At 34.9% G+C, this 13,200-nt stretch carries 14 protein-coding genes; 5 read left to right on the top strand and 9 right to left on the bottom strand.

From position 1 onward, the window contains the following. The 3 genes from folP to rlmE all read right to left on the bottom strand — a co-directional run bounded on the left by folP (position 1) and on the right by rlmE (position 3,586). A complete protein-coding gene (gene folP / locus J3U36_RS11030; protein ID WP_220216056.1) occupies positions 1-837 on the bottom strand; it encodes a dihydropteroate synthase in 837 nt (278 codons plus the stop codon). Between the two features lie 168 nt (positions 838-1,005). Beyond that, positions 1,006-2,874, bottom strand: a complete 1,869-nt coding sequence (gene ftsH, locus J3U36_RS11025) for an ATP-dependent zinc metalloprotease FtsH (protein WP_267378921.1) — start codon at positions 2,872-2,874, stop codon at positions 1,006-1,008. Between the two features lie 85 nt (positions 2,875-2,959). After that, positions 2,960-3,586 (bottom strand): 23S rRNA (uridine(2552)-2'-O)-methyltransferase RlmE, encoded by a 627-nt coding sequence (rlmE, locus tag J3U36_RS11020; RefSeq protein WP_267360587.1) that lies wholly within the window; start codon positions 3,584-3,586, stop codon positions 2,960-2,962. 98 nt (positions 3,587-3,684) lie between these two features. Here rlmE and yhbY point away from each other — a divergent pair, with 98 nt between their 5' ends. Then, entirely contained in the window at positions 3,685-3,978 is a 294-nt protein-coding gene (gene yhbY / locus J3U36_RS11015) for a ribosome assembly RNA-binding protein YhbY (RefSeq protein ID WP_065559637.1), read from the top strand. Between the two features lie 65 nt (positions 3,979-4,043). On the opposite strand, the gene greA is transcribed toward yhbY, so the two are convergent. Continuing rightward, on the bottom strand, positions 4,044-4,520 hold the full coding sequence (gene greA, locus J3U36_RS11010) for a transcription elongation factor GreA (RefSeq protein WP_065559646.1): 477 nt from the start codon (positions 4,518-4,520) through the stop codon (positions 4,044-4,046). 237 nt (positions 4,521-4,757) lie between these two features. On the opposite strand from greA, the gene J3U36_RS11005 reads away from it, so the two are divergent. The 3 genes from J3U36_RS11005 to hslO all read left to right on the top strand — a co-directional run bounded on the left by J3U36_RS11005 (position 4,758) and on the right by hslO (position 7,717). Then, the gene (locus J3U36_RS11005; RefSeq protein WP_267378903.1) at positions 4,758-6,362 is read left to right on the top strand and encodes a hypothetical protein; all 1,605 of its coding nucleotides are present in this window, start codon (positions 4,758-4,760) and stop codon (positions 6,360-6,362) included. A 91-nt stretch (positions 6,363-6,453) separates the two neighbouring features. Then, positions 6,454-6,852 (top strand): ribosome-associated heat shock protein Hsp15, encoded by a 399-nt coding sequence (gene hslR, locus J3U36_RS11000; protein ID WP_065559639.1) that lies wholly within the window; start codon positions 6,454-6,456, stop codon positions 6,850-6,852. Position 6,853: 1 nt separating this feature from the next. After that, entirely contained in the window at positions 6,854-7,717 is an 864-nt protein-coding gene (hslO, locus tag J3U36_RS10995; RefSeq protein WP_267378906.1) for an Hsp33 family molecular chaperone HslO, read from the top strand. A gap of 214 nt (positions 7,718-7,931) precedes the next feature. On the opposite strand, the gene tsaA is transcribed toward hslO, so the two are convergent. The 4 genes from tsaA to metN form a co-directional block, all read right to left on the bottom strand. Further along, on the bottom strand, positions 7,932-8,636 hold the full coding sequence (tsaA, locus tag J3U36_RS10990; protein WP_267378910.1) for a tRNA (N6-threonylcarbamoyladenosine(37)-N6)-methyltransferase TrmO: 705 nt from the start codon (positions 8,634-8,636) through the stop codon (positions 7,932-7,934). A gap of 136 nt (positions 8,637-8,772) precedes the next feature. After that, positions 8,773-9,675, bottom strand: coding sequence for a methionine ABC transporter substrate-binding lipoprotein MetQ (gene metQ / locus J3U36_RS10985; protein ID WP_267378913.1), 903 nt, complete (start codon positions 9,673-9,675; stop codon positions 8,773-8,775). 14 nt (positions 9,676-9,689) lie between these two features. Further along, complete coding sequence (locus tag J3U36_RS10980) at positions 9,690-10,331, bottom strand: methionine ABC transporter permease (RefSeq protein ID WP_370632183.1); 642 nt, start codon at positions 10,329-10,331, stop codon at positions 9,690-9,692. 112 nt (positions 10,332-10,443) lie between these two features. Further along, positions 10,444-11,475, bottom strand: coding sequence for a methionine ABC transporter ATP-binding protein MetN (gene metN, locus J3U36_RS10975; protein WP_267378916.1), 1,032 nt, complete (start codon positions 11,473-11,475; stop codon positions 10,444-10,446). 117 nt (positions 11,476-11,592) lie between these two features. On the opposite strand from metN, the gene gmhB reads away from it, so the two are divergent. Next, entirely contained in the window at positions 11,593-12,129 is a 537-nt protein-coding gene (gene gmhB / locus J3U36_RS10970; RefSeq protein WP_220216046.1) for a D-glycero-beta-D-manno-heptose 1,7-bisphosphate 7-phosphatase, read from the top strand. A gap of 32 nt (positions 12,130-12,161) precedes the next feature. Here the strand turns inward: gmhB and J3U36_RS10965 are convergent, their stop codons facing one another. Further along, entirely contained in the window at positions 12,162-12,887 is a 726-nt protein-coding gene (locus J3U36_RS10965) for a DUF4184 family protein (RefSeq protein ID WP_267378919.1), read from the bottom strand. Positions 12,888-13,200 lie beyond the last annotated feature (313 nt).

The raw sequence follows: 13,200 nt of genomic DNA, 5'->3' as shown, positions 1-13,200 counted from the left end.
TTATTCCTGTTCAGCTAAAGTAGCTTGAACAATTCGCAGTGCATCAAAGGTTTCTTTTACATCATGCACTCGAATAATCTGTGCACCCTTCATCGCTGCAATTACTGCACAAGAAACACTACCTAACATACGTTCTTTAGGCGGAACATTTAATACTTGTCCAATCATGGATTTTCGCGACATACCAACTAATAGCGGTAAATGAAAGTGATGAAATTTTTCAAGTGTTGCTAGTAATCGATAATTGTGTGCTAATGTTTTACCAAAGCCAAAACCCGGATCAAGAATAATTTTTTCTCGCTCAATCCCTGCATTGATGCAACGATTGATATGTTGGGCAAAAAATTGATCGACTTCTTGATAGATGTCTTGCTGATAATGTGGTGCATTTTGCATAGTTTGAGGATCGCCTTGCATATGCATAATGCAAACTGGTAATCCTGTTTGGGCTGCGGCTTCGACTGCACCAGACTCTGTTAATGCTCGTATATCATTAATTAAGTGGGCTCCTGCTTTTGCTGACTCTGTCATAACTTGGGGTTTAGAGGTATCAACGGAGATCCAAACATCAAAATAGCGAGCCACTTTTTCAACTAAAGGCACCACTCTATCTAGCTCTTCTTCAACTGATACAATGGCTGCACCAGGGCGTGTTGATTCACCGCCTATATCAATAAATGTTGCGCCTGCTTGTATCATATTATCAACTCGACGCATGGCATCATCAAGATTGTTATAATTACCGCCATCAGAAAACGAATCCGGCGTCATGTTTACGATACCCATTACTTGAGGAAAAGAGAGATCCATAATTTGATTGTTGAAACGAATTTCCATGATTATGCCTTATTTAAGTCATCTTAAACTTAATTTTGCTATCGTTAAACTTTGTTATAAGCTAAGCAATAGCAAAATCATTCAAGCTTGTTACCTGTGTTTATTTCAGATTTATCTGAATTATCCGATAAAAAACGCGCCGTAGCGCGTTATAGAAATTAAAACAGATTAATCATCAGATTCAGGTGGTGTATCACGACCTTCATTTGGTACTTCTTGTGCTGCTTTTTCATCACTGGCTGTCCAACCCTCTGGTGGCGTGACTGGCTGGCGATTCATCAGTTCATCAATCTGTTTTTTATCAATTGTTTCATATTTGAGTAAAGCATCTTTCATTGCATGAAGAATATCAATATTTTCAGTTAGTGTTGTTTTAGCTCGTTGATAGTTTCGTTGAAGGATTGCATCAACTTCTTCATCAATAATTTTAGCTGTACCATCAGATATTTTCTTCATGACTCCATAAGAAGACTCTTCATATTCAAACAATGCAGGTGGTAAACGATCTGAGAAGCCCCATTGTGTCACCATTGCTCTGGCTACATTTGAAGCGTATCGTATATCACTTGAAGCACCAGAGGTAATTTTATCTTCGCCATAAATTAAGCCTTCGGCAATACGTCCTGCATAAGCTGTTGAAATTTTTGATTCTAACTGAGTACGAGTTTGACTAATTTGATCACCTTCCGGTAAGAAGAAGGCGACACCTAACGCCCCTCCACGAGGAATAATCGTGACTTTATGGAGCGGATCATGATCTGGCATTAAATAACCCACAATTGCGTGTCCAGCTTCATGATAAGCCGTATTGGTTAATTGCTCTTTTGTCATGGATAATGAACGACGTTGAGTACCCATATCGATTTTATCTTTGGCTTCTTCAAACTCATCCATCGTGACTAAACGTTTATTACGGCGAGCGGCAAATAGCGCTGCTTCGTTAACTAAATTAGCTAATTGAGCACCCGAATAATTTGGTGTTCCGCGGGCTAATACTGCTAGATTAACATCTGACCCTAAAGGCACTTTACGTACATGTACTGCCAGAATTTGCTCACGACTTTTTAAGTCAGGTAAATCAATTTGAACTTGACGGTCAAAACGACCTGGACGAAGTAATGCAGGATCGAGAATATCAGCACGGTTTGTTGCTGCAATCATAATAATGCCACTGTTAGCTTCAAAACCATCCATTTCAACTAACATTTGGTTTAGGGTTTGTTCGCGTTCGTCATGACCGCCCATTGAACCCGCTCCACGTTTGCGACCAACAGCATCAATTTCATCAATAAAGATAATACAAGGTGAATGTTTACGGGCTTGTTCAAAGAGATCACGTACACGTGATGCGCCAACACCAACAAACATTTCAACAAAGTCGGAACCTGAAATACTAAAGAAAGGCACATTGGCCTCACCGGCAATCGCTCTAGCTAATAATGTTTTACCGGTACCCGGTGGTCCAACCATCAAAATACCTTTTGGTATACGTCCACCTAATTTTTGGTATTTCCCCGGATCACGTAAAAAATCGACTACTTCTGTTACTTCTTGCTTGGCTTCTTCACTGCCTGCGACATCGGTAAATTTGGTTTTTACTTGATCTGGCGCTAACATCCGAGCTTTACTTTTACCCACCGACATTGGTCCGCCTTTACCACCGCCTTGCATTTGACGCATGACAAAGATCCAAAATCCGATTAATAAAATAATGGGGAACCAAGAGATTAAAATACTTGCTAACAAACTTGGTTTTTCATCTGGACTACCATAAACGGCAACTTTATTTAAAACTAAGTCATCCATTAACTTTTCATCAAAATAAGGGATGTAAGTTACATAGTTACGATTATCTTTTGTCGTGGCAATAATTTCGCGTCCATTAATATGCACTTCTTGGATTTTACCACTGGTGATATCGGAATTAAATTGAGTATAGTTGATTTGAGGACCGCTATTTGAAATTGAGCTGAATTGATTAAATACAGCTATCAATACTACGGCAATAATTCCCCAGATCAGTAAATTCTTTACCATGTCGTTCAAAAGAAAAACCTCTCATAAAAATTAACAGTTACGACTAAAATTAGGAAGTAATGGTACTACAAAATTGTGCTACTGGCTACTTCATACCCATTGCAACGATATAAACTTCTCTCGATCGCGATCTGGATGCTTCAGGTTTGCGAATTTTGACAGTTTTAAACATCGATCTAACTTGTTTTAAATAATCTTCAAATCCCTCACCTTGAAATACTTTGACAATAAAATTGCCATTTGGGGCAAGGACATCTCGACACATATCTAAAGCAAGTTCAACTAAATACATTGCTCTTGGAATATCAACAGCAGGTTGACCACTCATGTTAGGAGCCATATCTGACATGACGACTTGTACTTTTTCTTCACCAACACGGTCAAGTAATGCTTTAAGCACGGCTTCGTCTCGGAAATCACCTTGTAGAAAATCAACACCGACAATCGGATCCATCGGTAATAAATCGCAAGCGATAATTCGTCCTTTGCTACCAATAACAGACGCCACATATTGTGACCATCCACCAGGCGCTGCGCCTAGATCAACAACGGTTATGCCGGGTTTAAATAATTTGTCACTTTTTTGAATTTCTTCTAATTTGAACCATGCTCGCGATCGTAAACCTTTTTTTTGTGCTTGTTGCACAAAGCGATCATTAAAATGTTCATTAAGCCAACGAGTCGAGCTTGCTGAGCGTTTTTTGTTACTCACAGGGAATAAATCCTTATAGTAAAGAGTTCACTTCAATTGATTACAAATATATATAAGGGTAGAATAACAAAATTGCAACTTAATGTGATAAAAAAATAATGAATTTATCAAATAAACAAAAACAGTATTTAAAAGGTGAAGCTCATCATTTAAAACCGATTGTCATGATCGGCGCTAATGGGTTTACTGAAGGTGTGCTTGCAGAGATTGAAAATGCGTTAAACTTTCATGAGTTAATTAAGATCAAGGTGTCTGCTGAAGATAGAGAGACAAAAAAGCTTATTTGTGAGGCTATCATACGTGAAACGCATGCCCTTGCAGTACAACAAGTTGGTTCTATTTTTACCATTTTTAGACCAAGTGAAGAGAAAAAAATCACTTTACCTAAATAATACGATTAATAAACAGGGTATTCGCCCTGTTTATCTGTAGTAAATGACAATGCAGAATTAACCTTTTAAATATATTCTACTTTAACAATATCAAACTCTACATCGCCGCCAGGCGTTTTGATTTGTACGGTGTCGCCATCTTCTTTACCAATTAATCCTCTGGCAATAGGGGAATTAACCGAAATGAGATTTTGTCGATAGTCAGCTTCATCATCACCTACAATTCGATAAGTGGTTTCTTCATCAGTATCCACATTGATAACAGTGACGGTGGCACCAAAAATAATTCTGCCAGTGTTTTTGACTTTGGTAATGTCTATAATTTGTGCTTGTGATAACTTTCCTTCAATTTCTTGAATACGACCTTCACAAAAACCTTGTTGTTCTCTTGCTGCATGATACTCTGCATTTTCTTTTAAATCACCATGTGCTCTCGCTTCGGCTATCGCTGCTGTAATTTGAGGTCTTTTGACATTTTTTAGCTCTTCAAGTTCAGCACGTAATAATTCAGCTCCCTTTACTGTCATTGGGATTTGTTTCATTTGTGTGTCTCCCGCTTTATTTAAATTAAATAAAAACAATCCCTCATCTTACTTTAAATAAAGGAAGAGTGATCGATTCCATTTGGTATTTCAAAGATATGATTGTGTATTTCTATATATTAACTGTAAAACTGACTTAACGACAAATCATTTATACTAAAATAAGATGCTATTTCATTTAAAATCGTTTATCGTAATGTCATTGTGAACGGCTTATTATAACAATTTTATTCATTTATGCGACGGATACGATTCTACTTACTTACTCTTTTAGCAATTGCTTGGTTGTTAGTGTTACTCTCTTATTTTGTAGTACAGACGGCGTTTGGGGCAAAATTTGTAAGTGAGCAATTATCAAAATTAAGTCCCTATACTATCTCAATTGGGCATGTTCACCATTCTTTTTCAAATGTTTATGAAGTTGTCTTGGATGATGTTGTCATCAGCGATGGTCAGCAACAGATAGCTAATATTCCTAAAATGGTTATAGGGTTAGATAAACATGAACTGTGGCAATTCAATCATTTTAGCTATGTTACTGTGATTGATGGAATATTGGCTGATAGCAAAATTAAACATTATGATTTTTCGACTGATACGTTAAAATTCATTAATTCTACCATTACTGTTTCAATAAATAATAATGAAGATAAAATTCTATTTAAACAGGTAAATGGCGGAATTAAATCTTATTCTTCATCAAGTTTAAATAATGCCCAGTTTGATTTCACTTCTAACGAAGTATTGATCAATGAGGTTGCTATAAAATCAGTAATCGTTCAAGGATTTCACCGTGATAATATTACCTACTTAACCAATTTAGGTGGGAATATTGAAAATGGATTTTTTGTAAGTAAGTTAAAGATATTAGCTGATAAAAGTTGGGATATTGAACAATTTAAATTAAGCAATATTCATCTACAATCTCAAACAGACGATTTTTGGGAAAAATATATTTCCTATTTACCGAAATTCTCTTTACGACAATTGTCGATATTTGAAAGTAGTATACAGCTACCCTCTTTTCTCGTTGAAAAAGGGAATCTTGAAGTCAAAAATATTCGTTTTGATAATGGATGGTATTTTGATGAAAGCTCTCTTGTTTTCAATGCCGATAACGTTGTATGGTTCGATAATCTATTTTCCTCAGTATTACTTCAACTCAATCTTAATGATAATAATATTGAAATTGAAAAAGCGATAGCCACTTGGAATAAAGGTAATGTAAATCTTACAGGTAGCTGGCATGATAATACTTTACAGTTAGAACAAGTCACGATAGCTAGTGTCATTTATCAATTACCTCAACATTTAGAGCAATTAGTATTACCAACACAATTTAGTCGGATTGAAATTACTCAATTATCGATTTTACCAAGTCTATTAATTAATGTTGATGCTAACTATCCATTTGCTTTTACTAATTTTGAAGCACTGGGCTCAGATATTGTTATAGTCAAAGATAAATATTTAGGATTTGATGCCGGAAACCTATTTTTTAAAGCTGAAAGAGGATCTATTAATGGAATTGAGATTAATTATCCAGATTTGACCTTAAAATATGATTCACAACAGCATGCATTATTAAACTTTAGTAGTTTAATTAACAAGGGTGTTGTTGAAATAAAAGCAAAGCTTAATGCTAATCAAACAGAATTTACCTCTTTTCAATTAGGTGCTGCTAATATCCCAAGTTCTTTATTAAAAGATTGGAAATTAGTTAATTACGATCCTGAGTCAACTAATTATACCGCTAATTTAGTTGGTAAAATTGCACCATTTAGTTTAGCTGGCACAATACAAGTCAATGCGATCAATCATTTTCTTCAATCAGACAATTGATATTGGTTTAGTTAGCCTTATATATTATTAAAATGCTAAAACTCCTGTTCGTGTTTAAATGACGTTTTTGATTAATTAATATGAGAGTGAAATGGATCAAATCAGACTAGATAAATGGTTGTGGGCTGCCCGATTTTATAAAACGCGTTCACTTGCTCGTGAAATGGTTGAGGGGGGAAAAGTCCACTATAATGGTCAACGAACTAAACCGAGTAAATTGGTGGAAGTCGGTGCAATTTTGACTCTTCGTCAAGGTTCAGATCAAAAAACAATTAAAATTCTGGCGATTAATGGACAACGGAGATCAGCGCAAGAAGCTCAATTACTTTATCAAGAAACACAAGAGAGCATTGATAAACGCGAAAAAATAGCTGAAGCACGTAAGCTTAATGCATTAACCATGCCACATCCTGATAGAAAGCCGGATAAAAAAGAGCGGCGTAACTTAATAAAATTTAAATATGATAGACAACAAGGCGACAATAATTGATATGGATACTTTAAATCGATTTATCTTTGATAATCACCCTGTTCGTGGTGAAATAACTCGTTTAGAACAAACTTACCAAGCAATTTTAGATAACCATAATTATCCTATAGCAGTACAAAATTTATTGGGTGAATTACTGGTTGCGACGAGTTTATTAACCGCAACCTTAAAATTTGAAGGCGATATTGCGGTTCAATTACAAGGTGATGGTCCTCTGCGTTTAGCGGTTGTTAATGGCAATCATCTTCTACAATTACGTGGGGTTGCTCGAGTTAATGGAGATATTGCTGATAATGCGTCATTGAAAGATATGGTGGGTAATGGCTATATTGTAATTACCATTACGCCCAAAAATGGAGAACGCTATCAAGGTATTGTCGGACTTGAAAAAGAGACGCTAATAGGATGTATTGAAAATTACTTCATGCAGTCTGAACAGTTGCCAACTAGATTATTCGTTAAAACAGGTGTTTACAATAATAAACCAATGGCTGCCGGCATATTATTGCAAGTGTTACCAGCTAATGAAAATACTGAAGATTCTTTTGATCATCTATGCGCTTTAACCGAAACAATCACGAACGATGAATTATTTAAACTCACCAGTGATGAAATTTTATATCGCCTTTATAATCAAGAACAAGTTCGATTGTTTGAAACTGAGAATGTTACATTTAAATGTGGTTGTTCTCGGCAACGTTTTGAGGATAGTTTAGCAACAATACCGCAAAATGAAATTGATGAAATCCTCAAAGAGGATGGTGGAAAGATTGATATCCTTTGTGATTATTGTGGTAAACATTATATATTTGATGAGATAGATATCACTGAAATGCGAAGCAAACACAAAACAAATATCCATTGATTTTTAGGCATAAAAATACCACTAAGATTATTAACTAATTTTAGTGGCAAAGTGAAATATAGGGAATTAAACCCGTACATAATGTATCAGAATCGTATAAATACACCAACCTTTTTTATTAATTTTTTGCCATAATTTTGTTAAGAAAATTTACAAAGCTATTTTATCCTATTAGAAAAAGAAAATTATTTACTTTTCAGTTAAGTAAATTTTTTTAGATAACCTCGATATCGCCGACTATTGCGCATTCATTTTTGATTTTCCATTTTATGTTAAAATGGTATAGCGTTAATCCATATGTTTGTTCAGCGATGTTATTTTGTTTATAAGCAGGTCTAGGATCTTGTGAAATGACTTGAGCAATTAAATCTGCTAACTCTGGATAATTCTGTTTTTGCGATGTTAAAAAAAGTTGAGCTTCATCTGAAAACACGACGTGTAATTTTTTTTCTGGAGACGTTTGTGCATAGCCAGCAGTGGCATCTGGATAACTATCACAATAAGGTAGATAGGGTTTTATATCGATTATAGGTGTGCCATCAACTAAATCTAAACTTCCTAATTTTAAAATAACTTGTTTATTTTTAATGACTATATCTTTTAATTCTACTGCTGAAAGCCCGATATGATTGGGTCTAAATGGGGAACGAGTTGCAAATACGCCTAACGTTTTATTTCCACCTAAACGAGGAGGACGAACGGTTAAGCGCCACTTGTTCTGATCTATATGGTGGAATTGAAATAGCAACCATAAATGTGAAAACTGCCCTAATCCTTTAACACTATTAGGATCGTTATAAGGTGCCAATAAATGAAGTTCTCCATGTCCAGCAGGAACTAAATTCGGTTGTCTGGGTACAGCAAATTTTTCGCTATAAGGGGAATGTATAATACCAATGGGATCTATTTGCCAGGTCATGCTCTTAATTATGCTTTGCTGAATTAATGTATGGTCTGCAGTATATCACTCAATAACTCTATTTATTTTGTCTTTTATTGTTTCCGCCGACCTTAAATCGGCGGAATTTTGATTTATTAATGTTTTTGGTAAGTTATTACCAACCACGAATAGCACCACCATTAAAAATTTGATCTGCCTTTTGCGCTACAGCATCAGTTTGGTAAGCTTTCACAAAATTTTTGATATTCTCGTTATCTTTATCGGCTTCACGGGCAACGATAATATTAACGTAAGGGGATTCTTTATCTTCAACAAAAATGCCATCTTTACTTGGCGTTAAATTTGCTTGTCCGGCAAATGCATTATTGATAATAGCAAGGTCAACTTGTGCATCGTCTAAAGAGCGTGGCAACATAGGCGCTTCAAGCTCAACAATTTTATAATTATTAGGATTACTGGTGATATCTAAAACTGTCGGTAATAAACCTTTTGATTTATCAACGGTAATTAATCCTTCATGTTGTAATAACAGTAGTGCACGACCTAAATTAGTTGGATCATTTGGAATCGCAATGGTTGAGTTAGCTGGAATAAAGAAAGTTTCGCCACGTGGAGATGTTACTTTCACGCCTTCACCCGTTGGCGTAGCATTGTCGATTGGTTTAAGTTTATGAGAATAACTTGCAATTGGGTAAACAAATGAATTACCAACCACAGCTAATTTGTAACCACGCTCTTTCATTTGCTCATCTAAATAAGGTTTATGTTGGAAGGCATTAACGTCAATTAAGCCATCATTTAATGCTTGATTAGGGGTGACATAATCATTGAAAATAACCAACTCAACATCTAAATGATAAAGATCCTTAGCTTGTTGTTTTACCACTTCGGCTACTTCTTGTTCGGGCCCTGAAATAACACCGACTTTAAGTGTAGTCATATTATCTGATTGATTTAAATTGTTATTTTCCGATACTGTTTGTTTACTATTATCACAACCCGTTAAAAAAAAGGCACTTACTAAGGTGGTAATTAATGCTAGCTGTTTAATTGACATAAGTTTCTCCAAATTTAATGATGAGTTACGCGTTTTACAATGGCATTTCCTATAAACTGAATAATAAATACAATAATGATTAAGATAACTAAAACTGTATTCATTATAGCAGGCTTGTATCCATTGTAACCATATTGAATTGCCAATTGACCAAGACCACCTGCACCAACAGCGCCTGCCATGGCAATATAACCCGTTAGCGTAATTAAAGTAATTGTCATACTATTAACAATGACCGGTAAGGATTCAGGTAATAAGACTTTATAAATGATTTGAAATGGCGTTGCGCCCATTGAGCGAGCTGCTTCAATCAAACCTTTTGGAACATCTAATAATGCATTTTCAATCATGCGAGCGATTAATGGCGAAACACCTATACTTAGTGGCACAACAGCAGCTTGTTTACCAATAAACGTTCCCATTAAGAAAGTTGTAAAAGGAATAATCCAAACAATCAATATAATAAAAGGTATTGAACGAAATATATTCGTTATAAATGAAATAACACTATTAGCGATATAACAATCTAAAATTTGTCCTTTACGAGTGGTATAAAGTAGTATACCAATCGGTAATCCAATAACGGTTCCCCAAAATCCAGATAAGATAACCATATAAAGTGTTTCATCAGTTGCTTGTGCCATTTTAAATAACATGGCTTCATTAAAACCATTAAAAGAAGAGCAAAAAGCGACAAAATCACCCCAAAAATTGTAGTGTGCTAAATATCGAAATAATGTTTCGAAAGGTTTAAAAGAAGGAATAAAACTAAACATAACCAAGCACCTCTACGTTGGTGTTATTTTTTTCTAAAAATTCAATTGCGGATTCAATACTTTTCGTCTCTCCCTTCATTTCCGCTAGCATTAAACCAAATTTAACGCCACCGGCGTAATCCATCTGAGCGCTAATAATATTGCTTTCGATATTGAATTGTTGAGCAATTTGCGATAACAGCGGTAAATCAACCGAAACACCTGAAAACTCTAGGCGTACTAGGGGATTAAGTCCTTCTCTATACTTTTTTGATAGCTTAGTTAAATAGTCATCAGGAATGTTTAAATGTAAAGTGGATTGAATAAATTGACGGGCAATATCGGTTTTAGCATGGGAAAACATTTCACCTACTGATGATTGTTCAATTAACTCTCCATTGCTAATAATGGCAACTTGATCGCAAATCTGTTTAACGACATCCATTTCATGGGTAATTAATAAGATTGTTAATTCAAGTTTCTGGTTGATTTCTTTTAATAAAGTTAAAATCGAACGCGTTGTTTCTGGATCAAGGGCACTGGTAGCTTCATCACACAATAATACTTTTGGGTCACTTGCCAAGGCTCGTGCAATAGCAACACGTTGCTTTTGTCCACCAGATAAATTGGCTGGATAGACATTTGCTTTTTCAGTCAAACCAACTAACGCGATTAGTTCATCGACTTTTTGCTTAATCTTAGCTTTGGGTGTCCGATTAAGTTCAAGAGGAAAAGCAATATTATCAAATACGGTACGTGATGAGAGAAGATTAAAATGTTGAAAAATCATGCTGATTTTTCGACGAACAGGAATTAATTGTCGATTAGATAAATTGGTTATCTCTTGATTATCTAAAAAAATTTTACCACTTGTTGGCTTTTCTAACAGATTGACACAGCGAATCAATGTACTTTTTCCAGCGCCTGATTTACCGATAACCCCATAAATTTTACCTTTGTGTACATTAATAGTAATATCCTTTAATGCGTGGATTAACGTATTATTATGTTCAAAAGTTTTCGAAATATGTTGTAATTGTATCATAATATATAAAAGCAAAATGCGAATAGTTGAATATTAAGACGTCTAGACATCTAAGTCAATCAATAATATATTATGCAAATTAGGATAAATACCTAAATAAAAGGAAAATGAGTAAATATGAAGCCTGCTATTTTTTTAGATCGTGATGGTACAATAAACATCGATTATAACTATGTGCACACAATTGATAAATTCCACTTTATTGACGGAGTTATTGAGGCAATGCAAGAGCTCAAAAAAATGGGTTTCTTATTAGTTATTACCACCAATCAGTCTGGAATTGCCAGAAACAAATTTTCTGAAGAGCAATTTCATACTTTAACTGAATGGATGGATTGGTCGTTACAAGACAGAGGTGTTGACTTAGATGGTATCTATTATTGTCCGCATGATCCACTAGTCGATCATTGTGAATGCCGAAAACCAAGTCCCGGTATGATTCAAACCGCAGCGAAAGAGTTAGGCATTGATATTGCTAATTCCTATATGGTGGGCGATAAACTTTCAGATCTATTATCAGGTAAAAGGGCTGGGGTTAAAAAAACCGTTTTAGTGAAAACGGGCGACCCAATCACTGAAGAAGTCGTTGCTCAAGCCGATTGGGTAATCGATAGTTTGGCGGATTTACCTAATAAAATAAAAGCAGAATCATAACGTTCTAAAACAATACTATTCTATTACGGTGTTTAAAATAAACGCCGTATAATTCTCAAGACAAGTGGTGCTAATATTAATCCTAAAAATAGTGCATCAATAAAGTTCACCACATTTTGACCAAAAGTATGGATAGTATTAGCGAAAAAAAGAGAGAAACCACCTATAACGATCATCATAACCAAACCCCAATATAGAAAACTAACCGTATTCCTTTTATCAGTCATGATCGGTAATCTAAGAATAAAGAGGCATATTAAACTCATTCCGACCAAAGTACTGCCATGCTGTAGTAATTGGTAGATAGGAATATCAATATTTTTTAGGGAAATTGTCTGTTGTAAAAAAGGAATGTGTTTTACTACAAAACCCGTTAAGTGAGTAAAACTGTCCCAACCAATATGAGACGTAATGCCTATTACGGCTGATGTCAAAACAATAAACCAATGATGTAAGCAATACTGATTCCAATTAAAAGTAAGATAATGAGCAAATCGTTTATAAAGGAAATGAGGCAAATTTTTGATTAGTTCATTACGAATAATGGAATGAAAGATAAAAGCAACCATTAATGTTATTGGCAGATCAAAATAAACAATACCAAATAAAGTATGGCTCATATCACTTTTTATTTTCATTCTAAGAAAATATTCAAAGTCAGGGGACATGCTACCTATAATTAAGGCTGTCATGGAAAAAAATTGAGGCTTTTTATTAAAAGGTAAAACAATTGCTGGGTGTGCGAAAGTAAAAGGCATATGAAAAATCCATCTTAAAAAATTAGCCTAAAGCAAACATATCATAACTGACATAATAAATAATAATAAAGAAAGTTTGTAAAATTTGTATAGGATCAGTTTGTTTTCAATACGGCATGGGTAAAAAAAACACAAACAGAAATAAAATTGCAATAAACGCTTGCATGATTTTTTTAAGGCTCTATAATGCGCATCCACTGACACGGCGTCAGCGAAAGCAGGCGGTAAAAGAGGTTAGTGAGCAGGATCAAAAATTTTGAAAAAAGATCTTGACGAATAAAAAGGTGTAGCGTAGTATACGCAGCCCTTGAGA

The organism is Gilliamella sp. B3817 (assembly GCF_026536705.1).
Classification (GTDB): Bacteria; Pseudomonadota; Gammaproteobacteria; order Enterobacterales; family Orbaceae; genus Gilliamella; species Gilliamella apicola_I.
This window is presented reverse-complemented; position numbering and strand designations above follow the sequence as displayed.

Bases quoted from the DNA above. Each gene is read 5' to 3' on its own strand.
- folP (WP_220216056.1), bottom strand. From the start codon at position 837: ATGGAAATTCGTTTCAACAATCAAATTATGGATCTCTCTTTTCCTCAA.
- ftsH (WP_267378921.1), bottom strand. From the start codon at position 2,874: ATGGTAAAGAATTTACTGATCTGGGGAATTATTGCCGTAGTATTGATA.
- yhbY (WP_065559637.1), top strand. From the start codon at position 3,685: ATGAATTTATCAAATAAACAAAAACAGTATTTAAAAGGTGAAGCTCAT.
- greA (WP_065559646.1), bottom strand. From the start codon at position 4,520: ATGAAACAAATCCCAATGACAGTAAAGGGAGCTGAATTATTACGTGCT.
- J3U36_RS11005 (WP_267378903.1), top strand. From the start codon at position 4,758: ATGCGACGGATACGATTCTACTTACTTACTCTTTTAGCAATTGCTTGG.
- hslR (WP_065559639.1), top strand. From the start codon at position 6,454: ATGGATCAAATCAGACTAGATAAATGGTTGTGGGCTGCCCGATTTTAT.
- hslO (WP_267378906.1), top strand. From the start codon at position 6,854: ATGGATACTTTAAATCGATTTATCTTTGATAATCACCCTGTTCGTGGT.
- tsaA (WP_267378910.1), bottom strand. From the start codon at position 8,636: ATGACCTGGCAAATAGATCCCATTGGTATTATACATTCCCCTTATAGC.
- metQ (WP_267378913.1), bottom strand. From the start codon at position 9,675: ATGTCAATTAAACAGCTAGCATTAATTACCACCTTAGTAAGTGCCTTT.
- J3U36_RS10980 (WP_370632183.1), bottom strand. From the start codon at position 10,331: ATGTTATTTAAAATGGCACAAGCAACTGATGAAACACTTTATATGGTT.
- metN (WP_267378916.1), bottom strand. From the start codon at position 11,475: ATGATACAATTACAACATATTTCGAAAACTTTTGAACATAATAATACG.
- gmhB (WP_220216046.1), top strand. From the start codon at position 11,593: ATGAAGCCTGCTATTTTTTTAGATCGTGATGGTACAATAAACATCGAT.
- J3U36_RS10965 (WP_267378919.1), bottom strand. From the start codon at position 12,887: ATGCCTTTTACTTTCGCACACCCAGCAATTGTTTTACCTTTTAATAAA.